Source organism: Fimbriimonadaceae bacterium, assembly GCA_023957775.1.
Lineage (GTDB): Bacteria > Armatimonadota > Fimbriimonadia > Fimbriimonadales > Fimbriimonadaceae > JAMLGR01.
Genome location: JAMLGR010000005.1, coordinates 37221 through 61195, shown reverse-complemented (window position 1 = coordinate 61195; position 23975 = coordinate 37221). Strand labels below are relative to the sequence as shown.

Annotated in this window: 17 protein-coding genes and 1 tRNA gene; 9 read left to right on the top strand and 9 right to left on the bottom strand. The window is 66.8% G+C overall.

Going from position 1 to position 23975, the window contains the following annotated elements; all coding sequences use genetic code 11:
- Positions 1-246 precede the first annotated feature (246 nt).
- On the top strand, positions 247-2547 hold the full coding sequence (locus M9921_05630) for a right-handed parallel beta-helix repeat-containing protein (protein MCO5296321.1): 2301 nt from the start codon (positions 247-249) through the stop codon (positions 2545-2547).
- A gap of 399 nt (positions 2548-2946) precedes the next feature.
- Here M9921_05630 and M9921_05625 read toward each other — a convergent pair whose 3' ends face one another.
- The 3 genes from M9921_05625 to fabZ are packed head-to-tail and all read right to left on the bottom strand — an operon-like array spanning position 2947 to position 5251.
- Positions 2947-4038, bottom strand: coding sequence for a hypothetical protein (locus tag M9921_05625; protein MCO5296320.1), 1092 nt, complete (start codon positions 4036-4038; stop codon positions 2947-2949).
- Positions 4035-4817 (bottom strand): acyl-ACP--UDP-N-acetylglucosamine O-acyltransferase, encoded by a 783-nt coding sequence (lpxA, locus tag M9921_05620; protein ID MCO5296319.1) that lies wholly within the window; start codon positions 4815-4817, stop codon positions 4035-4037. The genes M9921_05625 and lpxA overlap by 4 nt, the downstream gene beginning before the upstream one ends.
- Complete coding sequence (fabZ, locus tag M9921_05615) at positions 4817-5251, bottom strand: 3-hydroxyacyl-ACP dehydratase FabZ (protein ID MCO5296318.1); 435 nt, start codon at positions 5249-5251, stop codon at positions 4817-4819. Before fabZ ends, lpxA begins: the two co-directional genes overlap by 1 nt.
- A gap of 144 nt (positions 5252-5395) precedes the next feature.
- Between fabZ and M9921_05610 the strand changes: the two genes are divergently transcribed.
- The 4 genes from M9921_05610 to M9921_05595 are packed head-to-tail and all read left to right on the top strand — an operon-like array spanning position 5396 to position 11753.
- Positions 5396-6649 (top strand): carboxypeptidase-like regulatory domain-containing protein, encoded by a 1254-nt coding sequence (locus tag M9921_05610; protein ID MCO5296317.1) that lies wholly within the window; start codon positions 5396-5398, stop codon positions 6647-6649.
- 37 nt (positions 6650-6686) lie between these two features.
- Complete coding sequence (locus M9921_05605; protein ID MCO5296316.1) at positions 6687-9464, top strand: hypothetical protein; 2778 nt, start codon at positions 6687-6689, stop codon at positions 9462-9464.
- Positions 9461-10327, top strand: coding sequence for a hypothetical protein (locus M9921_05600; GenBank protein ID MCO5296315.1), 867 nt, complete (start codon positions 9461-9463; stop codon positions 10325-10327). Before M9921_05605 ends, M9921_05600 begins: the two co-directional genes overlap by 4 nt.
- 4 nt (positions 10328-10331) lie before the next feature.
- The gene (locus M9921_05595) at positions 10332-11753 is read left to right on the top strand and encodes a hypothetical protein (GenBank protein MCO5296314.1); all 1422 of its coding nucleotides are present in this window, start codon (positions 10332-10334) and stop codon (positions 11751-11753) included.
- Positions 11754-11897: 144 nt separating this feature from the next.
- Here the strand turns inward: M9921_05595 and M9921_05590 are convergent, their stop codons facing one another.
- Positions 11898-13961, bottom strand: coding sequence for a M1 family metallopeptidase (locus tag M9921_05590; protein MCO5296313.1), 2064 nt, complete (start codon positions 13959-13961; stop codon positions 11898-11900).
- Positions 13962-14065: 104 nt separating this feature from the next.
- Here M9921_05590 and M9921_05585 point away from each other — a divergent pair, with 104 nt between their 5' ends.
- The gene (locus tag M9921_05585) at positions 14066-15337 is read left to right on the top strand and encodes a hypothetical protein (protein ID MCO5296312.1); all 1272 of its coding nucleotides are present in this window, start codon (positions 14066-14068) and stop codon (positions 15335-15337) included.
- Positions 15338-15339: 2 nt separating this feature from the next.
- Positions 15340-16248 carry a hypothetical protein gene (locus M9921_05580; protein ID MCO5296311.1) on the top strand — a complete coding sequence of 303 codons (909 nt, stop codon included), beginning with the start codon at positions 15340-15342 and terminating at the stop codon, positions 16246-16248.
- Here M9921_05580 and M9921_05575 read toward each other — a convergent pair.
- Positions 16236-17717 carry a caspase family protein gene (locus tag M9921_05575; protein MCO5296310.1) on the bottom strand — a complete coding sequence of 494 codons (1482 nt, stop codon included), beginning with the start codon at positions 17715-17717 and terminating at the stop codon, positions 16236-16238. The two genes, M9921_05580 and M9921_05575, sit on opposite strands and share 13 nt — an antisense overlap.
- A gap of 67 nt (positions 17718-17784) precedes the next feature.
- Complete coding sequence (locus M9921_05570) at positions 17785-19089, bottom strand: Gfo/Idh/MocA family oxidoreductase (GenBank protein ID MCO5296309.1); 1305 nt, start codon at positions 19087-19089, stop codon at positions 17785-17787.
- Between the two features lie 151 nt (positions 19090-19240).
- Between M9921_05570 and M9921_05565 the strand changes: the two genes are divergently transcribed.
- Entirely contained in the window at positions 19241-20191 is a 951-nt protein-coding gene (locus tag M9921_05565) for a hypothetical protein (protein ID MCO5296308.1), read from the top strand.
- A 66-nt stretch (positions 20192-20257) separates the two neighbouring features.
- Here the strand turns inward: M9921_05565 and M9921_05560 are convergent, their stop codons facing one another.
- The 3 genes from M9921_05560 to M9921_05550 form a co-directional block, all read right to left on the bottom strand.
- Complete coding sequence (locus M9921_05560; protein ID MCO5296307.1) at positions 20258-20824, bottom strand: PEP-CTERM sorting domain-containing protein; 567 nt, start codon at positions 20822-20824, stop codon at positions 20258-20260.
- A 122-nt stretch (positions 20825-20946) separates the two neighbouring features.
- Positions 20947-21019, bottom strand: a tRNA-Arg gene (locus tag M9921_05555).
- Positions 21020-21077: 58 nt separating this feature from the next.
- Positions 21078-21752: a protein-L-isoaspartate(D-aspartate) O-methyltransferase gene (locus tag M9921_05550; protein ID MCO5296306.1), complete on the bottom strand. Its 675-nt coding sequence runs from the start codon at positions 21750-21752 to the stop codon at positions 21078-21080.
- Between the two features lie 121 nt (positions 21753-21873).
- On the opposite strand from M9921_05550, the gene M9921_05545 reads away from it, so the two are divergent.
- Complete coding sequence (locus M9921_05545) at positions 21874-23649, top strand: diguanylate cyclase (GenBank protein ID MCO5296305.1); 1776 nt, start codon at positions 21874-21876, stop codon at positions 23647-23649.
- Positions 23650-23975 lie beyond the last annotated feature (326 nt).

The window sequence follows — 23975 nt, the reverse complement described above, 5'->3', positions numbered from 1 at the left end:
GCGCCGAACCGGGCGTCGTTCCGGGCGCGCGGAGGGCGCAAAGAGCGCTCCCCAGTCATCACGAGCGAAGTCGAGGGATCTGGAGGTCGAAGCCGAGCGCGACTGGGGCGGCTGTCGCGATCCCGTGAGTCCTGCGGAGGCAGTTCCCTCGACTTCGCTCGGGATGACTGGGAGGCGCTCCCGATTCCCGATTCCCGATTCCCGTCTCCCGTCTCCCGATTCCCGTCTCCGTCCCATAATGCGAACATGCTGCCCGTGCTTCTTGCCCTTTCCTTCCAACAGGTCCGCCTGACTCCCGGCCTGGTTCTCTCGAAGAGTGCGACGGTCGCCAAGGGGGTCTACGCCTTGCCCAACGCCTCGGACGACGGCTCGAGCGCGGCGATCGTGGTCGAGGGCGATGGGATCACGGTGGACTTCCACGGCGCGGTCCTCGAGGGCACGCCTCCGGACACCGCCCCGGACCAGCGCGCCGGTACGGGGGTGATCGTCAAGGGCAAGAACGTGACGATCAAGAACCTTGTGGTGCGGGGTTACCGCCACGGCTTGATCGCCCGAAACGTGCCCGGACTCAAGATTCTCGACTCCGACTTCTCCTACAACTGGAAGCAACACCTGCTCTCGACCCTCGAGCGGGAGGACGGTGCGGACTGGATGTCCTTCCACCAGAACGAGAAGGACGAGTGGCTTCGCTACGGCGAGGGGATTTACCTGCGGGGCTGCGGGGGGTTCGAAGTCCGGGGGTGCACCGTGGTCGGCGGCCAATCGGGCCTGATGCTCACTGAGTGTGATAACGGCAAGATTTGGAACAACAACTTCTCGTTTTTGAGCGCCCTGGGTCTCGGGATGTACCGTTCCAGCCGCAACGTGGTGATGCACAACAACATCGACTGGTGCGTTCGGGGCCACAGCGAGGGCGTCTACAACCGCGGGCAGGACTCCGCGGGGATTCTGGTCTACGAGCAGAGCAACTTCAACACGTTCGCCTACAACTCGGTGACGCACGGGGGCGACGGGTTCTTCCTCTGGGCGGGACAGACGACGATGGACACGGGTCGCGGCGGGTGCAACGACAACCTGCTCTACGCCAACGACTTCAGCCACGCGCCGACGAACGGCATCGAGGCGACCTTCAGCCGAAACACGTTCGCCAACAACTTGATCCTCGAGTGCTGGCACGGCATCTGGGGCGGCTACTCGTACGACACGAAGGTGTTGGGCAACGTCTTCGGCCTCAACGCCGAGGGGATCGCGCTGGAGCACGGCCAGGACATCGCCGTGCGCGGCAACGTGTTTCGGCGCGACCTCACCGCCTTGGCGTTCTGGCAGAACGATACGCAGGACCCGAACTGGGCCTACCCGAAGAACCGCGACACCCGCAGCCGGGACACGCTGGTCGAGGGGAACGTGTTCGAGGACATCGCCGGGGCCGCGTTCCGGTTGCGCAATTCGGCGGGATTCGTCGTGCGCGACAACGTGTTCGATCGCGTCGCGCAGCTCTACGCTCCGAACTCGCCAACCAAAGCATCCGCGTTTGAGAACAACTCCGAGACCGGCGCGAGCCCTTCGCCTGCCGTGATGCAGGGCAGCGGATTGCTCGTCCCCGTTGCCGCCGAACAGTCGCCGACGTATCTGCAGCGATTCGCAACAGGGTGGGAACCCTATTCGCCGTGGACCGCCCCCGAAGGCCCTCGGCGCCTGTTGGGAGAGACCTCGACGCGCGCGCTGGAAAGCGAGATTCGCACGCTCGCCCCGAAGCCGCTGCCCGGAGGCCGCAACCCCTTCCTTCGCCCGGGCACCCTGCGTGGCCGCATGTACATCCTCGTGGACGAGTGGGGCCCGTACGACTTCAAATCGCCAAAGCTCTGGCCGCGAGGCAAGAACGCCGATGGGTCGCTCCGCTTCCAGATCCTCGGGCCCAAGGGCAAATGGAACGCCACGACGTTTCGCGGGGCCACCCTCTCGGCGTCGAGCGGCGACGTTCCCGGCTGGGTGGACGTCCGCGTCGCGCCGGGCAAGGCCACGGACCTGCTCCTCGATTTCGAGTACCGGGGCGCGGCGGTCGTCACGCCCTTTGGGCAACGGATTCCCGCGGGCAAGGCCGTTCGGTTCGAGTACCGGAAGTTCTTCACGCCGATCGACTGGACGGTGAAGTGGTTCGCCTACGACAAGGCCACCCAAGAACCGCGCACGATGCTCGATGCCTTCCACAAGCTGCTCGAAGGCACGCCGCTCAAGACCGAGAAGACCGACACGATCAACTACGCCTGGGGCGGCTCCCCCGGCGCCGGCGTCCCCGACAACTACTTCGCCACGCTCGCCGAAGGCAAGTTCGAGGTCCCTGCCGGCGAGTACACGCTGAACGTCACGAGCGACGACGGCGTGCGCGTTTGGGTCGATGGGAAGGTGGTGATCGACAACTGGACGTACCACGGCCCGACATTGGACACGGCGAAGCTGAAGTTGGGCGGAGCGCACCGGATCCGAGTGGAGCACTTCGAGATCGACGGCTACTCCACGCTGAAGGTCGAATTGAAGCCCGATGCGTAGGGGCTCTCCCCGCGCACGCTGAGGCGCGGGGGGGGGGGGGAGTTTCACGCGCACGCTGAGGCGCGGGGGAGTTTCACGCAAGGAACGCAAAGGGCGCAAGGGATGGTTCACGCACACGCTGAGGCGGGGGGGAGTTTCACGCAAGGAACGCAAGGAGCGCAAGGGATGGTTCACGCAGAGGCGCGGAGGCGCGGAGGGGGGTAGCTCCTCGGTCATCCGGGGCCCCCTCGGTCATCCGGGGCCTCCTCGGTCATCCCGAGCAACGTCGAGGGATCTGGCTCCGGTCGGCTCGTACCCGCGCTCGGACACGGGTGTCCCGTGCAAGCGGATCCCTCGACCGCGCTCGGGATGACCGGGGGGCGGCGTGCCGCCCAAGGCCCAAGGACGAAGGACCAAGGACTAACCCCCCATCGCCCGCAGCAACTCCGCGGTGCGGTCGATGGCGTCCGCGGGGCCCAGGAGCGCGTCCAACTCCTTGAACGCCTCCAGCTGGGCCGCGCGCTCGGGCGTCTTGCCCAGCAATGGTTCCAACATGGCGCGCACGTTCGCGGCGGTCGCCGCGTCCTGGATCAACTCCGGCACGACGCGGCGTCCCAACAAAATGTTAGGTTGGCTAATGAAATCGAACTTGAGGCGGACGAGTTTGGCTTCGAGCACCGCCAGCGGGCCCACGCGGTAGACCACGACCATCGGACAGCCGCACAGCGCCGCCTCCAACGTCGCCGTGCCCGAACACACGATGCCGGCCCGCGCGCGCTTCAGCACGCCGTAGGTGTCGCCCTCCGTGAACGCGTCGCCCGTGCGGCCCGGAGCCAGCCTGCGCCAAGCGGACTCGAGTCGAGCGGCGCCGATCGAGCTGGCGACGGCGAACTCGGCGCGCTCCGGACGCGCAGCCAAGGCCTCCGCAATTACGGGCAAGTTCCGGGCGACCTCGTCGTCCCGGCTCCCGGGTAGCACCGCGATCGTCTCGCGGACGCCCTCCGCGACGCCCCCGCGCGCAACCATCTGCTTGAGCGGGTGCCCGAAGAAGTGCGCGTTCGCGCCCATGGCGCACAGATGCTCCGCCGACCATGGGAAGGGCGTCACGATTGCGTCCGTCAGCGCCGGGAGGTCGCCGCCTTGACGGTCGCGCCTCCACGAACCGGGCGGAATGAAGTAGAGCACCCGCCATCCGTGGTTCTTCGCGTGCCGCGCCAGACGCAGGTTCATGTAGCCGAAATCGATCGGGACCAGCACCCCGGGTTCTCCGCGGCCCACCGCCCGCTTGGCCCGGTAGTAGGACCCCAGCATCCGCGGCACGACCCGCAGGGCCTGGGCGATCCCGATGGCGCCCCAGCGCGTCGAGTCCGCCACGAGGCGCGCGCCCGCCGCGCGGAGCTTCGGTCCGCCAACCGCTTCGACCGCCACGTTCGGAAGCGGCCCCAGCGCGTTCAGCAACGCCGCGCCGTAGGCGTCTCCGGAAGCCTCGCCGGCGGAGACGAAGAGCCTCACGGCTGGTCGCCGCGGCCGTTCTTGCCGCGAAACACCCGTTCCTGGAAGGCGAGCATGTACTCCACCTCCTCGGTGGAGGGCACTTCGCGCCGCACCGTCTCGAGCGCGTTCGTGAGGCCGAGCTGCGACTTGAACAACAGCTTCACGGCCTTGTGCAAGGCCAGCCGCGACTGGGACGTCACACCGATCCGGCGCAGACCCACGGCGTTGATGTCCCGCACCTCCCCTCCGTCGACCAGGGTGTAAGGCGGGACGTCGCGCACGATCTTCGAAAAACCGCCGACCATCGCGAGCTTCCCGACCCGTACGAACTGGTGGATGCCGCACATGCCCCCGATCGTCACCATCTCTTCGATCGTCACATGACCCGACACGCCGCACGAGTTCGCCATGGTCACCTGGTCGTGGATCGTCACGTTGTGCCCGAGGTGGCAGTACGCCATCAGGAAGCAGTTGTTTCCAACCACGGTGGAGCGCCCCTCGCCCGTGGCCCGGTGGATCGTCACGTACTCGCGGAACACGTTGTGGTCCCCGATCTCGAGGAACGTCGGCTCGCCGCCGTACTTGCGGTCCTGAGGGTCCCCGCCCAGCACGCTTCCCTGCGCGACGAAGTTCTCTTTGCCCAGCGTCGTCCCGCCCTTCACCACCACGTGCGACTCGAGGACCGTTCCCGCGCCGATGCGGGCGCCCGCTTCCACCATGCAGAAGGGTCCGACCTCGACGTCCGCGTCGAGTTCGCTTTTGGGATCGACCACCGAAAGCGGGTGAATCTTGGGCACTACAGATCCTTGGGTGCGAGTTTGAAGGTCAGTTCCATCGTTGCGGCGACCTCGCCGTCCACCGTGGCCACCCCGCGCATGCGGCCGACCCCGTGGCGGAACCAGAGGAGCTCGACGTCGGAAATGAGCTGGTCCCCCGGCACGACCGGACGCTTGAAGCGCACGTCGTCGATCGCTCCGATCAGGGGAATCGTCCCCAAATTGGCCTCCTCGCAGAGCAACACCACCGCGCCGGCCTGCGCGATGGCCTCGACGATGAGCACCCCGGGCATGATCGGCCGGCCAGGGTAATGGCCCTGGAAGAACGCCTCGTTGATCGTCACGTTCTTCAGGCCCCGGCAGCGTTTGCCGGGCTCCATCGAGACGATCCGGTCCACGAGCAGCATTGGGTACCGATGCGGCATCAGCTCCATGATCTGTTCGACTGTCAGCACAAGTGTCACTTCCCCCCCAAACGGGCTTTTCGCAGTGTACCGGGACGCCCTGGCTCCGGCTTCCGTAACCCAACCCGTCGAACAGACGTTGATCTAGATGTGAGATCCGTTTACTTGCTTTGTGTTGGGTTGGTCTGTGGAACGATGGCGGGATGCGGAGGTGGCGGCACCTCGGCCCTGGGCCAGTTGGCCGGCGTGATCACCGACATCAACGGCGGCGTGGTGCGCGGCGCGCGCGTGTGGATCGGGTCGAAGACCACGAATTCGAACTCGAGCGGCGCGTACATCCTCGACGGCATCGAGGAAGGCGAGCAGACCGTCCGCGCGGAGATCGTGCAGGACGGCATCCGTTACGTGGGCCAGAACGTCGCGACGATCTACCGCAGCGAGCGCTCCAAGAGCGTGAACATCGTCGTCGTGAACGAGAGCCAGCGCGGCAGCGTCCGCGGCCACGTGTACGACCGCCAGGGGCGCGGCCTCGTCAACGCGCGCGTGTTCGCCTTCGGCAACGCGCTCAGCAGCGCGGTCGCCATCACCGACTCGAGCGGCTACTACTCGCTCGACGGGCTCCAAGCGGGGCTGGACTACGAGATCGCGGGGAGCGCAAGGGGCTACAACAGCGACACGCTCTACGCGAACCTCGCCGCCAACGAGCAGCGGACCCTGAACTTCACCCTCGACGACGGCACCAATCCGGGCTTCGGCCCGCCCCAGAACCTCGAGGCCGTGATCTGGACCTCGCCGTTCGAAATGACGCGCGGAGCCACGAGCCGAGAGGCCGTCGAAGCGATCAAGCGGCTGTTCGATCCCCGCCACCCGCGTGCGGTCCACACCCGCGATTCGGTCGGCGGCTCGCCCATCGAGACGGACCTCTACTGGGACCCCGTGGTGAGCGACTCCCTCCTCGGGTACGGCATCTACCGGGGAACCAGCGCGTTCGGCCCCGTGGCCGCGATCGACTTCCTGCGCGACCCCCTGACGTACTTCTTCGCGGACTCGGACGACCGCCTCCAGGAAGGGATCGCCTACTACTACGAGATCACCGCGCTCGGCACCCTCTACCCGGACGTGGCGGGGAGCGAAAGCGCGCCCAGCAACCGGTACGGCGTCACCCCGCTCGGCGATCTGAGGCTCCTGTCCGTCGGGGCCGGACCCCGGTTCCAGTGGCAGCCGGCGAACCACGCGACCTCCTACGTCGTGTACCTGTTCGATCGGTATCCGGGCCTCGACGTGGACTCGATCTGGAACAACGAGAGCACGCGGACGACCAACAACTATGCGGACTACACCGGACCGGGTCTCCAGTCGGGGCGGCGGTACTATTACGTGGTCCTCGGTCTGGCCAACGACGACGACAGCCGCACGATCAGCGAGATCGGGGAGTTCGTCGCGAACTAATCCCCAGCCCGGAGTGGTCTTCCGCCACACCTCTTTCATGAACAACGTGTCGAGAATCCTTCGTCTCCTCGGGGCGTCCGCCCTCGTGGCCGTTTGCACGGTCGCCTCCGCACAAGATCCCGGCCTCGCCGTGGAGGTCTCCGGATGCCGCACGGCCGAACAGGTCGGACAACGCGTGGACGCTTCGGCTCGGGCCTTCGCCCGAAACCTGGCCAAGCTGACCGAAGCCGCGCGCGCCGCGCGCGCCAAGGCGGGGCTCTACGACGAGGCGATCCCGTTCAGCATGCCCACCGTAGCCCGCCTGCGCTACCAGGGCCGCGCACCCGTCTACGGTCCGGCGAGGCCGACCTTCCTGGGCCGGGGGCCCAGCCCGATCACCCTCGTGTTCGACAACACCGGCACCCGCGTCTTTCCCACGGCGTATCGGGACCTGCTTGCAAGCGTCCTGAGCTCCGCGGCCCCCACGATCGGGATCGTGTTTGGAAACCCCTCGGTGGGCGGCGTCGTCCACGTGAGGAACTACGACGCGGACATCGGCGACCGCGACGCGGTCGCGGGAGGCGTGTTCCTTCCCGACAACGGGTTCGGTGAGGCGGAGATCCGCTTCCCCGTGTACACCAACAGCGAGGCCGCGGCCGTCAACTTCCTTCACACGTTGCTGCTCGCCTATCTCGGGCCGTCCGCGTACGGGTTCGACGCCTTCCAAGAGGGCCTCGTGCGCGCGTCCGCCATGCGCATCGCCCGCACCCCCGGAGCCATGCCCGCCGGGCTCAGCTCAGCCCAGATCGACCAGGTGCTGGAAAACACCTACGACGTCGGCACGTTCTACGACTGGTACAACCAGCGCGCCCTAGGAGGACCGCGGTTCATCGCGCCCAACCTCTTCGATGTGCCGTTGCCCGCGGGAGGGAGCTTGGGAGGCATCTACCTCCTCCGCTACCAGATGGCCGGGAGCGCGTGGCAGAAGGCGCTCGTCGAGTACCCCGCGTTCGCGGCCTCGTTCAACCAGGCGTTCTACGCCATGCCCGGCCTTGCCAGCGACGTGCCCGGCCTGGTCGCCCTCGGCCAGCAGGTCATCGATTCGTTCGGCGGCGCCGGCTCGACGCTCGAGGGACTCCCCTTCGCCGAGTGGTTCCGCCGCCAGCACATCCTTGAAACCAAGCTCACGTACGGGCCGAAGCTGCTCGTGCAGCCCGTTCCCATCGCGACGGGCTTGGGAGGCAACGACTTCGGCGTATTCGACGTCCAGGCCACCTACTTCGACACCGACTCCAACGCCAACGAGACCCTGCTGAGCGGCGTCTCGTTCCCGATCTTCTGGGAGAGCGACTTCAACCGCGTCTTCCCCAGCGCCCAGGAAGACCGCATGGACATCGCCGGCGCGTTCGGATCCGTGGCACCCAACTTCCCGGACCTGAACGCCGGCGCTCCCTACCGCGTGGCGATCGACCTCCCGGTCCAAGACCTGATCGCCCGGGCCTACGTGCCCGCGGGCGCGGTGGCGACCGCCTCCAACCCCACGCCGAACGACTTCTACGGAACGGTCGTGGGGCTCGGGCTCGCCACCGGCGACACCGGCCGCGTGCGACTTAGCTTCGGCGCCACCACCATCGACACCATCCCGATCCAGAACGGGGCCTTCGGGACCCGCATCGCAACGGGCGCCTACCTGGGCAACCAACGCCTGCTCGTCGAGGTCGTTCGGACCCGGGGCGGCCTCGACACCGTCGTGCTCTCGCGCCGCGTCAACAAGGGTCCCGGCCCCCTTGCCCTCGACCTCCGAGTCGAGGGCGACGGCAGCTACGCCCTCCCCGGAGGGCTGCCCAAGGGCATGTCCCTGGTGGGAATCGCGATCGACCCGTACAGCAGCGACCTGGCCACGGTGCTCGGGGTGCCGGAGAACCAGATCCTCGCCGGGCGCTACAACCAGGCGCACGCGAGCTACGACCTGTTTCCGACCCTCGGCCCGTTCCGACAGGGCCACTCGTTCTTCGTCCGCCTGCCCGCCGCGCAGCCCGGCTTCACCCTTCAAGGCCGAACGAGCCCCGGCACCCCGATCGCGGTGGCCCTGAGACCGGGCTGGAACATGATCGCCGATCCGCTCCTGGAGACCGTGCCGACCAGCCGGGTGAGGGTCGTGCGCGCCGCGGACTTCCCACGCACCTATGGCGAGGCCGCCGGGGTGGAGATCGGCACGGACTTCTTCACGTTCCAACCCGGCCCGCCGGACGCCGCTTCGGGGGCGCCGGAAACCGGCACGCTCGTCGCCGCCACACAGTTCGAACCGGGCAAGGGGTACTTCGTGCGGGTCCTCGCGGCCGAGGGCGCGACGTTGTTGTTCACTCCGCAAACACCCCTGGGTCCGGGATCACCCGGGCGAACGGCCTCGGCCAACCCCATTCCGCACCCGGAAACGTGGAGCATGAAGCTGACCTTCGACGACCGACTCCAGCGCGCAAGCGTGATCCTCGGCCAGCGCCAAGGGGCATCCCGAGGCGTGGATTGGAGGGAGGACGGCGCCATCCCGCCGGGCATCGGGGGCTTCCAGGCGTGGGTCGACGGCGGCAGCCGGCTCTACCGCGACGTGCGGCCGGTCGAACCCACCGTCTACCGCGTGCAGCTCGAGGGCCTGCGGGTGCGGAAGGTCATCCGCCTCTCCTTCGAGATGCTCGAAGGCGACCTGCGCGAGTTCGACGTCTACGATCCCGTGTTGCGGCGTTGGAAGGAGCTGGAACCCGACGGCGGATTCCAGTTCACTCCCCAGCAGTCGCAAAGTTGGATCGACGTCCGCATCACGCGACGAGGCATCCGATGAGGGCGTGGACCCTTGCGCTCTTGGTCTTCGCCCTTCTCGCCGCGGGGTGCGGTGGAGGGGGCGGGGGCGGCGGAGGCACCGCCGTGATCCTCGGTCGCGTTCTCCAGGTGGCGACCGGCGGTCCGCCGAACCCGCGCGCTTCGGTGCAGCAGGGGGGCACGAGCGTGCTCACCTCCGCGGCGGACGGGTCGTTCCAGATCTCGGTGCCGAACGGCACTACCTCGCTCCTCGTGGACCCGCTGAACGGCTCGGGCACCTGGACCTTCGTGTTCCCCTCCGCCTCGGGAACGGTCGACATCGGCGACCTTTGGATCGGCCCCGAGCGCGTGCGCGTGCAAGGCAAGGTGCTGAACTCCACGAACAACCTGCCGGTGCCCGGCGCGACCGTCAGCTTCGCGGGACGCCTCGGAACCACGGACGCGGCAGGCCTCTTCGACCTCGTCGACGTGGCGTACTCGAGCGCGACCCAAACGGCCTTCTGGGGCATCACGGGCTCGGTCCGAGCAACCGGATTCTTCAAGACCGACTTCAGCGCCCAGCCGAATACGGCCGTCGCGGGCGTGGTGACCGTCAACGACATCCTGATCACGCCGACCAGCAACACGATCCCCCCCGGTCCGCCGTACAACGTGTGGGGGCGCATCTCGCCCAGCGCGAGCGCACCCGGCACCGTCGTGACGGCAAAACTCTCCGGCACTCCCGTGCGTATCTTCAACGTGGGGTCGGACGGCACGTACAAACTCTGGCTCAGCCCGGGCACCTACGTGATCACGTATGTGAACGGCGGCTTGACCGCTCCCGATGAGACCGTGACGCTGACCCAACCGAACCAGGTCGTCCAGCGCGACGTGGTCTTGCATTAGAACGATGAGCACCCGACCTCCCCGACGACTCGCACGCAACGCGCTCCTGGCGCTGGGAGGGGTGGTCGCGATCTTTGTGGGCATCGCGTGGCTGCGCGAACTGGCCCGGCTGGACCCGTTCGCCGGCTACCGGCGGACGCCCGAAATGATGGGACTCCACACGGCGGTCGTCCTCGACGACGTCCAGTTTTGGAACTATCAGGGGGGCGAGCTGACGGCCAACGGAAGCGTCGACCGGGTCAACGTGCGCGACGACCGCCAGTTCTTCGAGTTCCTCGGGGTGCGGGACAGCCGTTACCGCGCCAAAGAGGGAACGTTCGCGTTCGACGCCCCCCACGCCACGTGGAACTCGATCACCCACCAGCTCGAGGTGGACCGGGGCGTGCACGTGATGAACGACAAGATGAACCTGCGCGCCGCAAGCTTTACGTACGACGAGAAGACCGCCAAACTCACGGTTCCCGGTGCGATCAAGGGACGCCTGTACGAGGGCGACGTCGAGGCTGACGGCCTCGTGTACGCGATGGAAGAGGAGTCGTACACGACGGGCCCGGCGGTGTGGGAGGGCAAGACCCACTCGCCGCTCGACGAGATCCAAGGGGAAAGCAAGCCCACGAACTGGAAATTCGATACCAAGGGCGTCACCAGCCACAAAGGCGAGGTGCAGACCATGCTCGACGCCCAGGCGACCGACGGCGAAGTCATCGTGAAGGCCGAGAAGCTCGAGCGGAACGTGAAGACCGACGTGGTGATCGCCACGGGCAAGGTGCACTACTACAGCGCCAAGGCCAATCTCGTGTGCGACAAGGCCGTCGTGTACCGCAAAGAGAAGCGCGCGGTCCTCACCGGCAACGTGGACATGCTGGTCAAGCCCAAAGACCAGCAGAAGTTGGTCGAGGAGGAGATCCCTCCCTTTAGGCCGATGGTGCCGGACGAGGTGGCGAAGGACCGTCCCTCCCCGCCCGCTGTTCAGAAGTCCGAGGCGGAGAAGCAGATGGACGACGAGGTGCGCGCCTCGTCGAGCGCCCGGCGCTACCCCGTCTCGATCACCGCGGCCCGCATCGAGTACTGGTACGGCGAAGGCAACCGCCACGCCGTGGTGACGGGCTCGCCGCAGGCGATGCAGCAGATCGACGCGAAGCGCTGGCGCTACGTGTGGGCCGACAGCGCGCTCTACGACGGGGAGAAGGAACGGCTCCGCATGCTCGCTTCGGAGGGCAAGGACGACCTGCGGGTCAAGACCTCGCTCGGCGACGATGTGACCGCGCAGTGGTTCGACATCTCGACCAAAGAGAACGAGGACGACTGGCAGGCGCTTGGTCTGAAGGGCGTGCTCTATCCCGACGAGGACGAGGTCCCGAAAACGGGCGGGCAGCCCCCTCCGCTTCAAGGACCGATCGGCGGGAAGCGACCCCCACCGAGATAAAAAATGGGCCGCGGCGGCAAAGGGGAGAAAAAGCCGCACACGACCCAATCGTTTGCGTGTTCATTGTCGCCGACGATCTCCCTTCATGAACGGCCCGACGTTGCGGTTTTCAGCGCAATTTCCGCGCACCGATCCCGGCTCCATTCACCCCGCGAAACGAAACACCGCCGCCCCTCCCGCCACGCCGTCGCCCGAGGGAAGCTGGTAGCCGGGCCCCACCTCGCCGTCCAGGCTCATTCCCGAGTCCACCGCGCGGATGGTGTCGCGGACGGTCAGTTCCACCGAACTCGGCACGACGTCGGCGGCCGGAGTCAAGGTCGCGGTGCGGGTCGCCGCGTCGTAGGCGAAAGCGAAGGAGAGCGGTCGTCCGGCGGCCCGGAGCTGGAAGTCCGCCGCCGTCGCGAGGACGGGCGTGTGAAAGGTCACCTTGATCTTGCCCAGCGAGTTGTCCGAACCCGGGCCCGGCGGGGGGAACACCGACACGATCTTGGGAGGGCCCGGCCGGTACGCCTCGGTGCTGACCGAGGTGGTCAGCAGCCAACCGTCGGGATCGACGGAGGCCGACGATGCCGGTCCGGTCAGGGGGATCACGTAGTTCTGGACGTCGGCGAAATTCCAGAGCGAGCGCGTGACGGTCTGGCCGGCGACCGAGTAACGGAAGTCGACCGGCATGGTGAACCGGGGGTACGCGGAGTTTTGGGTCTGCCGCAGGTGGACCATCAGGTAGCGGCGCCCGTTCACGGTGGTTTCTTGGCTGCCCCATCGGTACGCCAGCGCTCCCCGGTCGTACACCCAGGGATCGAAGAACCAACGCAGGGGTGCTCCGTAGACATCTTCCGCGGTGTGGATGAAATCCTCCGTGGTGGCCGCGGAGTACTGGTAGCGGTTTCGCCACTCGGCGAGAATCGCGAAGAACGTCGAGTCCCCGACGACGTGCCTGAGCTGGTGCAGCACCCAACTGCCCTTCCGGTACGAGAAGTTGGAGTTGAAGATGCTCCCGACGCTGGTCGCGTCGTAGCAGTACACCGAGCCGTTGACGCTTGAGGGTTTCCGCGCCTGCATGGCGGCGCTCAGGGCCGGCAGTCCGCTGCTGCCGGGCTTCAATTCGAGCCACAGGGCTTCGGCGTAGGTGGCAAACCCCTCGTTGAGCCAGATGTCCTCCCAATAGCGGCACGTCACCATGTCGCCCCACCACTGGTGCGCCAGTTCGTGGGCGGTGAGGCTCTCGCTGAAGCCGCCCTGGCCCGTGATGGTCTGGTGCTCCATGCCCCCGCCGAACCCGAATTCGACGATCCCGTACTTCTCGCCCACGAAGGGGTACTCGCCAAAGCGCGTCGCAAACGTCTGGATCATCTGGACCGACTGGTTCCAACCCGCCCGGTTCGAAGGGGTGTCGTGCTCGGGGTAGACGAAGAACTGGACGGGCATCGAGCCGGAGCCGATGGAGTAGGTCTGGGACCAAGTGTTGAAGTTTGTGGCGTTGAAACTCACCAGATAGGGCGCGATCGGGTACTGGCTGCTCCACCGGTACCGCAGGGCTCCGCCGCCCAGGGCGTCGACGCCTTGGAGCAGGCCGTTGGAGGCGACGACCATGCCCGAGGGCACGACGACGGCCATGTCGATGAGGGCCTTGTCGCCGCTCACATCCTTGGCGGGCCACCACGTGTAGGCATACCACGGTTCGCTCAGGCTCCACGCCTCGGCCGCTCCGGTCGAGCGAGTCCGGAAGTTGATCGAGCCGAACCCCTGGCCCTGCGCGGTGGAGCCCTCGTAGGCGATGTCGAGTTGGAACACTTCGCCCATGGCGTAGGGCCGGTCGAAGTTCGCGCGCACGGTGGCGAAGTCGAGCCGGGTGTACGTGATCGGTCGCCCGTCGAGCGTGAGGTTGCCGATCGTGAACGAGTCGCCGAGGCGAAACGTGAACTGCGTGAGACCGTTGGTTTTGGGTTCGACGCGCATCCGGTTGGTGCCGGCGATGTGCTCATTCCCGAAGTTGGGCTGGATTGCGAGGCTGTAGCTGAGGACGTCGGTGTCCTGTTCCGCCTCCAGCCGGCGGATGGGGCGCTTGCCGATCTGCTGGCGTTGTGCGGCCAGCAGGTGGCCGCAGACCTCGTGGGTCGCGGCGCCGTTCCGGGCGGCGGGAGCGGCGGTGGCCGCCATCGCGGCGGCAAGGATCGAGAACAAGGCGGTACGAATCGTGCGTCTCATGCGAGGTCTCCCTTCCAATTTCAATGTCTCCCCTGTCCATGATACGCCGAGGTTGCGCGGCGGCACGTTGCCTCGCCGCTCGAAATCGCCTTACAATTCGGCAGGTGAGGAAGCGGAGGGAAGGTGCGAGAGTTCGGTGGAGCCGGCACACAGTGCTGCACATCCTCGTGTTCCTCGTCCTGTTCCCCACAGGCGCGTTCGTCGTCGAGCCCCGGGTGAGCGAGCGCGTCGAGTCTCTGGCACTCACCAACCTGCGAGAGTGGCTTCGGCCGGATCGGCTGGATCCCGCAAGTGTCCCCGTGGCCGTTTGCGATGTCAGCTCACTCTACGATTTGGAGGGCAACCAGATCGTGCGTCCCATCGGTTCCGAGCGGTGGGAACGGTTCTTCGCGGAATTGCGAGCGCTCGACCCGCCGCCGCTGGCCATCGGCTTCGACATCGACGTATCTCCCGGCACCGACGGGATCATGCGCTCCGAGCACGAAGCCTTGATCGCCCAAATGAAGCACTACACGGCCGACACGGGGGTCCCCACCTACGTGGGAGTGGGACGCGGGTTGTTGGTGGGTCCGGAACACTGGCTGCCCAAGGACGCGCGGCACCTCGCGGCGGCGATCTTCCTCCCGACCGACTTGACGGCCCAGCCGCTCTTCTACGAGGACACCCGGACTGGCGACCGCCTACCCGCCATGGGCGCGGTCCTTGGCCGCGCTAAGATCCGTCCCGAAGCGTTTGGTCAACGGGACGTCTTTCAGCCAAGGCACTGGATCGAGAGCGACCCCCGATTCCCCCCCGAACTTCGCGCGCCGAGGTTCCTCGTCGACTACTCGCTCCTCAAGCACGCTGAGGAGATCACCGCCTTCACAGGTCCACCCGAGGGAGGTGCCCTCCTGGATTCCCTCTCGCGCTCGATGCTGGAGGGCAAGATCGTGCTGGTCGGAAAGGCCGATCCCCTCCGCGACCAGGACTACTTCGCGTACGACGAGCATCGGCAGCCGGCGGGCGGGGACATCATGCGCGGCATCTACGCCCACGCGTGCGCGGCCTACACAATGGCGCAGGCTCCGATCCAGCAGCTGCACCATGCGGAGAGCATCGCTTTGGACGCGTTCATCGGTCTTTTGGGGCTCGCCCTCGCCCTGTTTTGGCCGTGGCAGACGCACCTCGATCTCCGCCGTCCGAAGACGTTGGCGTGGCACTACGGCGGGGTCCTCGTCCGCCTTGCTGTGGCTCTGGTGCCCCTGGGTCTGGCCTACCTCCTGGCGCACCAAATGCGGGTTCTGTGGCTTGACTTCCTGGGAGCCTGGGTCTATCTTCTATTCGAGCCGCTCTTGGCCCCGTTCATCGAAGGCTGGAGTCGGACGGAGGCCCATTGATCATGCTCAAGCTGATGCTGGGGCTGACCTTGCTCGCGCAGCAGCCGCCCCCGGAACCCCTCGCGGTCATCGTCTACGCGAAGGGCGCGGTGCAGTTGACCCGCGCCGGCAAGACCACGCCCGTTCGGTCGTTCGATGGTTCCGACAAGTACTCGTGGGTCCTGCTGTTCCGGGGCGACCGCGTGCGTTGCGGAAGCACCGGGCAGGCGATCGTGTTCGACGGGCGAGTGCCCCCCGCGGGTCAACGCGTCAAGGTCGATGCCGGCAAGACAATGATCCTGACAGGGGACGCGTCGCGGCTACCCGAACGAGCGCGGCGGCGCTTGGCCGGTATCGGAAAGACCTTTGGCGCATCGATGGGAGGAGGCAGCGGTTGGATCCTGCCGCTCGATCGCACCCCCGTTCAAGGCGACGGGTTGGTGTTTCGTACCTCGACGGTGCCCGCCGATTGGCAATCGATCCGGGTCCTCGATCCGGCCACCGGCGCCGTCGTCGCGACGGAAGTGCTCTCCCACGAGGCCAGGAAGGCGATGGCCGGCCGCGGCGGGCATCGACTCCGAGTGCCTCGGGTCCAACCTGGTTCCGAGCTCGTGGTGAGCATTCTTGGCGCCGCTGGGGAGCTCCTCAGGCGGCGCGTCGAGTGGGTCGGCGGCGAAGCCGTTCCGACGGACGAGGCGGAGCTGCGTGCACTTCTCCGGGCCACTACGAACCTCGAGGCCGGCGCAGACTTGCTGGAGGTGCTCGGGGCTCTCTATGAAGGGGGGCGATTGTCCGAGATGCTCGACCTCCTGATCCGGTGCGCGTGGCTAGAGCCCAAGAACGAGTTTTGGCGCACCCGGGCGCACGATCTCGCCGACTCGGTCGGTGTCTCGGATGCCGCTCTCGACGCGCTGCTGCCTCAGAAGGCCTGAATGGTGACGAGCAGAATTCGCTGGTCCTGGTACTGCTGAGCTTCCTGGAGGTTGGCGATGCGCTGGGTGACAAGAAGGTACTCCGGTGTGGGTTCCACCATGCCGATCTTGACGTACACGGACGCCCCGTTCTGATCGCGCCGCCGCAGGGTCACCACCTGGGGAAACCGCTCCTTGGTCCACATCCACTTGGGGGCATTGGGGTTCGCATTGGTCGGCCGTCTCGACTTGCCTCCGAGGATGTCGATCACGTCGCCCAGATCGATCTTCGACAGGTCGGGAAGGCCGCCCAGAATCCCCACCTGCTCGGTGCCTTGGGCCTCTTTGAACCGGAGGGTTTCGCAGAACTTCGTTGCCACCCCGTAAGCGTCGTTTTCCGTGGGATAAAGGCCAAGCACGGCATAGAACGTGTAACCGGAGCGGTTGTCCACGAGCCAAGTCGCTTCGGCACCTGGAAAGCCCCGTTTGGATTCGACGAGTTTCGGGCGACCGCGGCGGAGGACGTTCAGCTCCTGCAGTTCGGCACCCGCGAGGGTCCGGAATTTCGAAGCCGCATCTCCGTAAAAGGCGTTGAGGGACTTCCAGAATTTGTCCCGGTCGAAGGTTCCCGGGCGCACAAACTCCTCGGGCCGTTCGGGCGTTCCGCAGAAGTGGAGCCCGTCCCCCGGCAGGTTCGCGGCTTCGAATTCCGGTTCGACGCGTGCGTTCCGGAACTTCGTCCGGAACGACTTGTACCGCTCGGACACGTACTCCTGAAGGCGCGGCGTGCGCACTTCCGAGCCTTCGCGGTCCAAGTCGGCGAACTTCCCCGCTCGTCCTTGGGCTGCCTCGATCACGAACCGGCAAAGAAGGCTGCCGCCCGCGTCCGGGTGGGACAGTCCCACTTCGTTGTCGCGGGTCGCATGCACGACGAGCACGCGCCGCTTGTCCGCTCCCGGGGGGACGGCCGCGGCGAGTCGGCTGGCGAATCCGTTCCATCCATCGCCGCTGACGGCGCCTGCGGCGAGGTTGCGGCACGCGTCGTTGAACACCACGATCTCGCTCGCCTTAGTGCCCTTGAGCCAGTTGTAGAGGTCCTCGGTCGAAATGCTGCCTTCGGTCGAGGTGGGGCGGCCGGCGTCGGCGCGGGTGTCCACGGTGGCCCAGTAGCTCGAACCTCCGCTCTTGAACCCGTGTCCGAGGTAGTAGAGCGTGAGGCCGTCGTCGGAGCCGGCTCCCGCCGCCAGGTTCTGCACCGCGCGGGCGATGGCCTCGCGCCCTTCGTTGAAGGACGTCCCCTTGACGGTCACCCCGTCCAGCTTGGCGAGTGTGTTTTTGAGTTCGATGCCGTTCTCGACGGCTTGCGGGAGTTTGGAGTCACCCCCGACGTTGTCCACGACGATGACCAAGACGTGGCGCCGCGAAACGTCGGCGCGGGCGCAAGGAAGCGCCACGACCAGGGCCGCGAGGAAGAGCAGTGCGCGTGCCATGACCCTTCCATTATCCGGTACTTGCGCGTTCCCCTGTTGCAAAAACGGGGGGACCCCGGGGTCCGGCTTAGAAGTCCCAGTTCTCCCGATACGTCGGCTTCAGTTTCGAGTCCAGGTCCGGGCGGCCCTTGACGCGCATGTTCGCGGCGTCCCACTCGAGCCTCTCTCCGGGCGCCCACACCGCGAGGTTGCCGAGCACGACCGTCTCGGTCAGCGGGCAGGCGTAGTCGGGAAAGTTCGACATCGCGGGCTTGCCGCCCTGGATCGCGTTGATGAACTCCTCGAAGTGTCCGGGCGACTTCTCGAACTCCGCCTGGGGGGTGCCTTTGCCGACGATCGTCGCGCCGCCTCCGTGTTCGCCGGGAACGTAGAGCGTTCCGGTCGATCCCACGATGATCACGCCGCCGCCGGTGTACTGCACGCCGGGCACGTAGTCCTGCGACGGCTTCTTGCCGCCGTCGTACCAGGTCAAGTTCAAGGGGGCGCGTCCGTTGCGCTCGCCGAACTCGTAGTGGATGATCGACCAGCGCGGGAAGGTCTCGTCGTTGTGGTCGGACACCTCGGCTCGGATGGCGATGGGGTCGCGCAGATCCAGCGCCATGAACGGCAGGTTCATGACGTGGCAGCCCATGTCGCCGAGGGCACCGGCGCCGAAGTCCCACCAGCCGCGCCACTTGAACGGGTGATACGCGTTGGAGAAGTGGCGAATCGGCGCGGGCCCGAGCCAGGAGTCCCAGTCCACCGAGGCGGGCTTCACGTCGGGCATCGGGTGTCCGACGCCTTGCGGCCACCAGCCTTCGGCGCGGTCGGTCCAGACGTGGACCTCTTTCACGACGCCGATGGCGCCGCCTTTGACGGCCATGGCCGCGCGGCGAAGTTCGTCGTTCGCGGTGCCCTGGTTGCCCATCTGGGTGGCGAGTCGGTTCTTGCGCGCGAGCTCGCCCAGGCGGCGCGTTTCCCAGACCGTGCGCGTGAGCGGCTTTTGGCAGAAGGCGTGCTTGCCCATCATGAGCGCCATCGCCGTGGCGAGCCCGTGGTTGTGGTCGGGCGTGCTGACGGTGACGGCGTCGATGCTGTCGCCCATGTGGCGGTACATGTACCGGTAGTCGGTGAACGGCCGGGCGTCCGGATACTTCTTCATCGCGTCCGCCAGCCGGTTGCGGTCGGCGTCGCAGATCGCGACCACGACGCCCAGGCGGTTCGCGTCGGCGGTATCGCTGTCGCCCTTGCCGCTCACGCCGATGCATCCGAACCGGACCTTCTGCGGCGATTTGGGCGGCTTGTGGGTCGCTCCGAAGACGGGCAAAGCAAACGTGAAGGCTCCTGCGGCGGAGGCGCGGAGGATATCGCGACGGGAGGGGTTCTCGGCCATGGTGCTCTTTTCGGCGCGCGCCGGGGAGATTCCTTTCGCAACGTGCGACTTCTGCGTAGGCCGTCCACGCAGGGGCCGCACCTGGCCGTTCTCGGGACTTTGGGCCGGTCGCGGTCCACGCGCAACGCGGACGGGCGGACAATGCTTGTTGATGAAGCTCCTCCCCGCGGTTGTCCTCCTGCTGATGCCGGCCGCCGGCGTTCCACACCGCCTTCCCATTCGGTCCGGTCGGATCACCGTCGTCTTCGGAGCGCGCGACGCGGAGCAGGGCGCGGCGTTCCGTCGCCACGCGGCGGGCGCCGAGGCTCGGATCGCTGCGTTCTTCGGATCGGGATTCGAAAAGCCCGTCGAGCTCCGTCTGTGCGGATCGCGGGCCGAGTTCGACGATGCGCTGGCCAAGGAGTGGGGCATGCCGAAGAGCGAACCCTGGATGGTCGGGGCGGCCGGATCGGCGCATGCGTTCTTCCTCACGCCCAGGGTGTGGAAGACCGAGGCGCAAGAGCACGATTCGGAGGACGTCGACGCCATTCGGATGCTGGTCGCCCACGAGTTGACCCACTCGTACCACGCGCAGCACAACCCGTCGCACGATCTGGACGGGCTCGAGCCCATGGCCTGGTTCGTCGAAGGGCTGGCCACGCTGGTCTCGGGGCAGTTGGACGCCCGGCATCGCGACGATGCGGCGCGCGCCTTGGAGGCCGGGACCTTTCCATCGCGGCTCGAGGACGTATGGTCAGGAAAGGCCCGGTACGGGCTCTCGGGTTCCCTCGTTCGTTTCGTCGTCGAGCACCATGGCCGGCGTCGGGTGATCGAGATGTTGTCCGCAACCACCAACCAGCGGGCCCTGGAGAAGCTGGGGACGTCGGAAGAGCGGCTCCTGGCGGAATGGAGGCGCTCGCTACAAGACCCTTTTCTTGGGAAGCGCATGGAGAAGCTCCAGGCCTGGCGGCTTCGGCCGTGCCTTTCGACGCGCGCGCACAGGCCGTTGGAGTGGAGCGCAGCACTTCGATGGGCGGATGATCGTCGACGACGCCCGGCAAGAGGTGCTGGATCTAGGGATTCAATCCCCACGATTGCCGCGCACAACCTTGCCGACGGTTAGCATTGCCACCACACCGAAAAGCAGCGACAGCGCATCTGAAGCAAAGCCCTGCAACTGAAGCAGCGATCAGGCCAGCTTGCGCCGACGGCGCACGGCGGTTGCCAGCGCGAGCCCGACAAGGCTCAGCGTGAAGGGCTCTGGGACGGGGCTGCTGACATCGATTGAGATGCCTCCCGTGTTGTCCCCGAAGTTGTCGTCCAGCCAGAAGAACGTGACGTCCGTCGCTGAACCGTAGGTCAACAGAAACGGGGCCGGAGCCGCCGCAAACGCGGCGGCGGCGGTCGCCTGGTACGGGTCATCGTTCGAGGGCGACCCGCCTCCATACCCGTGCTTGACTCCTGTCAGCCCGCCGTCGGTAGAGACGAACACGTTCCACTCCCAGCCCTTGAAGGGGAGGTTGACTTGGCTGAACCGGTTTGCTGCCGTGTAAGCGCCCCCGCCGGAGGTGTCGATCGGGGTCACGGTGTGGGTCCCGGGCCCGAGCGAGAGGGTCACCCCGACGTGCTTGATCGAGCCGACCGTCACCTCGACGGGATTCGCACCCAGATGCGTGCTGATGTTGACGATGGTCGCGGACGCCTGACCCGCCAGCACGGCCCCTGCAAGGCACGCAACTCCGAACCTTCCTTTCATGATCCTACCAACGTACCACAGGAACAACAGTCCCGCAAGTCCCCGCCCCGGCCTACTTGGCAAACCCAGTAATTTTGCGCGGTGCGAGCGCAATCGGACTGGATGGACAAACCCAGTTCAAGCGCCCCGGGCGGGAATCGAACCCACGACCCACTGCTTAGAAGGCAGTTGCTCTATCCGCTGAGCTACCGGGGCTTGGCGCACCAAGGATACTCGTTGGGCTCGCGCCCGCAAAACAAGAGCCCTCGCCCCGCTACGGCGGCTCGGGCCAACCTTCCGCCCCGATCAACGGCACAAACCGGACCGCACCCAACGGCTCGCGCGAGAAGCGGCCGCCGCAACGCCGCAACCGGATCAGCTCTTGCGTGCGCGTGGAACCCACCGGCACCACCAACCGCCCCCCTTCCGCCAACTGCTCGAGAAGCGGCGCGGGCGGCACTTCGGGACCGCCTGCGGACACCAGGATCGCGTCGAACGGAGCGTGCTCGGGCCAACCGAGCGTCCCGTCGCCGTGAAGGACGTGGACGTTGCCGTACCCCAGCTCCTCGAACAACGCCGCCGCATCCGTGGCGAGACTCCCGTGCCGCTCCACGGTGTAGACCTCCGCGGCCAGATGGCTCAGAATGGCCGCCGCGTAACCCGAACCCGTGCCGATCTCCAAGACCCGCGCCCCGGAATGCAACTCCAGAGCCTCGATCATGAGCGCCACGATGTAGGGCTGCGAAATCGTCTGGCCCTCCCCGATCGGCAACGGCGCGTCCGCATAAGCCTCGGCGGCGAACTCCTCCGGCACGAACGCCTCCCGGGGGACCTCCCGGAACGCACGCAACAACGCCGCTCCGCGTATGCCGCGAGCCCAGATCTGACGGTCGACCATCGCCTCCCGCCGCGCGCACACCGCCTCCGTCGACGTCTGCCTCGATGCCATCGTGCCTCCACCCTCTACTACGACCGTTCGCGTGCTCGCAAGCGCCCGACGAGACTTTTCGAATTCCTCGCACCCCTGACCCTCGTCAAACCCCGCGCTTCGTCCAATACATCCTTAGGGTGTGCCCAACGTGATGCGCGACGGACAGAGGATGGAATCGGGAGACGGGTCGACGGACTCGCTGCTCGCCATTTGCAACGCCACGCCCGACATCGTTATCACGCGCGACCTCGACGGACGCGTCCTGTTCGTGAACCAAGCGGGTCGGGAGTTCTTTGGATCCATCGAAGATCTGCCGTTCGAGCCGATGATCCGAAGCCGCTACCCGCGGTGGGCGGCGGACCTCATGCTCGACGTCGCCCTCCCCACGGCCCGTGAAAACGGCTATTGGAAGGGGGAAAGCGCCGTCCTCGACCCCCAGGGAGGCGAGGTGCCGATGTCCCAGGTCGTCCTGGCGCACCGGGGCCCCGACGGCCAGTTGCTGGGCTACTCCACGATCCTTCGCGACATCTCGGAGATCAAGCGAACCCAAAACGAGCTGATGGAGAGCCAGAAGCTGGTCCGCGACGTTGCCGATTCCACCCTCGATCTGCTCTACATCCTCGAGTTGCCCTCGCGCCGCCTCACCTACGCCAACCACCAGTTCGGCGAGATGCTCGGCATCGCACCGGACAGCGAAGCCGAACTCAGCCTGGATTACATGGAGACGATCGTCCATCCCGACGACGCGCACGTGCTGCGGGACCGCGTCGATCTCGTCTCCGTCTTGCCCGACGGCGAAGTGCTCGAAAGCGAACTCCGCATCCGACGCGCCGACGGCGCGTGGCGATGGCTCAACATCCGCACCACCGTCTTCAAACGCAACCCCGAAGGCGAGCCGTGCCTGATCCTCAACACGGCGCACGACGTCACCGCCCGCAAACGGGCCGATGCCGAGGAGCGCGAGATGCGCCGCGTCATGGAGAACGCGCTCGAAGGCATGTCCAAACTCGACACGTCGGGACGCTACATCTACGCCAATCCCGCGTATGCCGAGCTGTGCGGCCTGAAGATCGAGGAGCTGATCGGGCGCGCATGGAGCGACCTGGTGCACCCCGTCGACCGGGGCGACATGGTGCAGCGCTACCAGGAGATGCTCAAAACCGGACGCGTCGAAGCCGAATGCCGAGGACAGCGTCCCGACGGCACCATCTACTTCAAACGCGTCGTGATGACCGCGACCCGAACCCCCGACGGCGACTTCGACGGCCACTACTGCTTCGCGAGCGACGTCACCGACCGCCGAGGCTTCGAACTGCAGATGCGCCAGCAGATGCAGGCGCTCACCGAGTACAGCCTCCAACTGGAGACCAAGAGCGCCGAGCTCCAAGACGCCAACCGTCGCCTTCAGAGCCTCGCGTCGAACGACGGATTGACCGGCATTCCCAACCACCGCACCCTCCACGACCGGCTAAGGCGCGAATTCGCGTGCCGGGAACGCGACGGCAAGCCGATCTCGTTCCTCCTGGCGGACATCGACCACTTCAAAGCCTACAACGACGCGTTCGGCCACCCCGAGGGCGACGAAGTGCTGCGCATGGTCGCCGCGATCCTCACGGGCTCGGCTCGCCCTCTGGACGAAGTCGCCCGCTACGGGGGCGAAGAGTTTGCCGTCATCCTGCCCGGAACGAAGCTCGAAGACGCGCTGCTCGTCGCCGAACGGTTCCGCGTCGAAATCGAGTCCCACGCGTGGCAGAAACGCGGGATCACCCTGAGCATCGGCGTCGCGGGGACGGAGATCCCCGGGATCATCTCGCCCGGCCAACTCGTCGAGGCCGCCGACCGGGCGCTCTACCTGGCCAAACACAACGGCCGGAACCGCATCGAGTGCGGTTCCCCGCTCTCGAAGTCCGCGTAGGAACCCCTTTGCGCGCCCCACGGGCGACAGATCCCTCGACTTCGCTCGGGATGACCGGGAGAGGCTCGGGATGACCGGAACGCTCGGGATGACCGGAACGCTCGGATGACCGGGGCTCGCCCCTCCGCGCCCCTGCACGCCCGTCGGGCGGGCGTGGCACCCACCCTTTCGCGTGCCCCCAGCGCCCTTAGCGCCCTTTGCGTGAAACCCCGAGCCCCTTCCCCCCTTTGCGCCCTTTGCGCCCTTTGCGTGAAACTCCTCCGCGCCTCTGCGCCTCCGCGTGAAACCCCGAGCGCCTCCGCGCCTCCGCGTGAAACCTCCGGCGC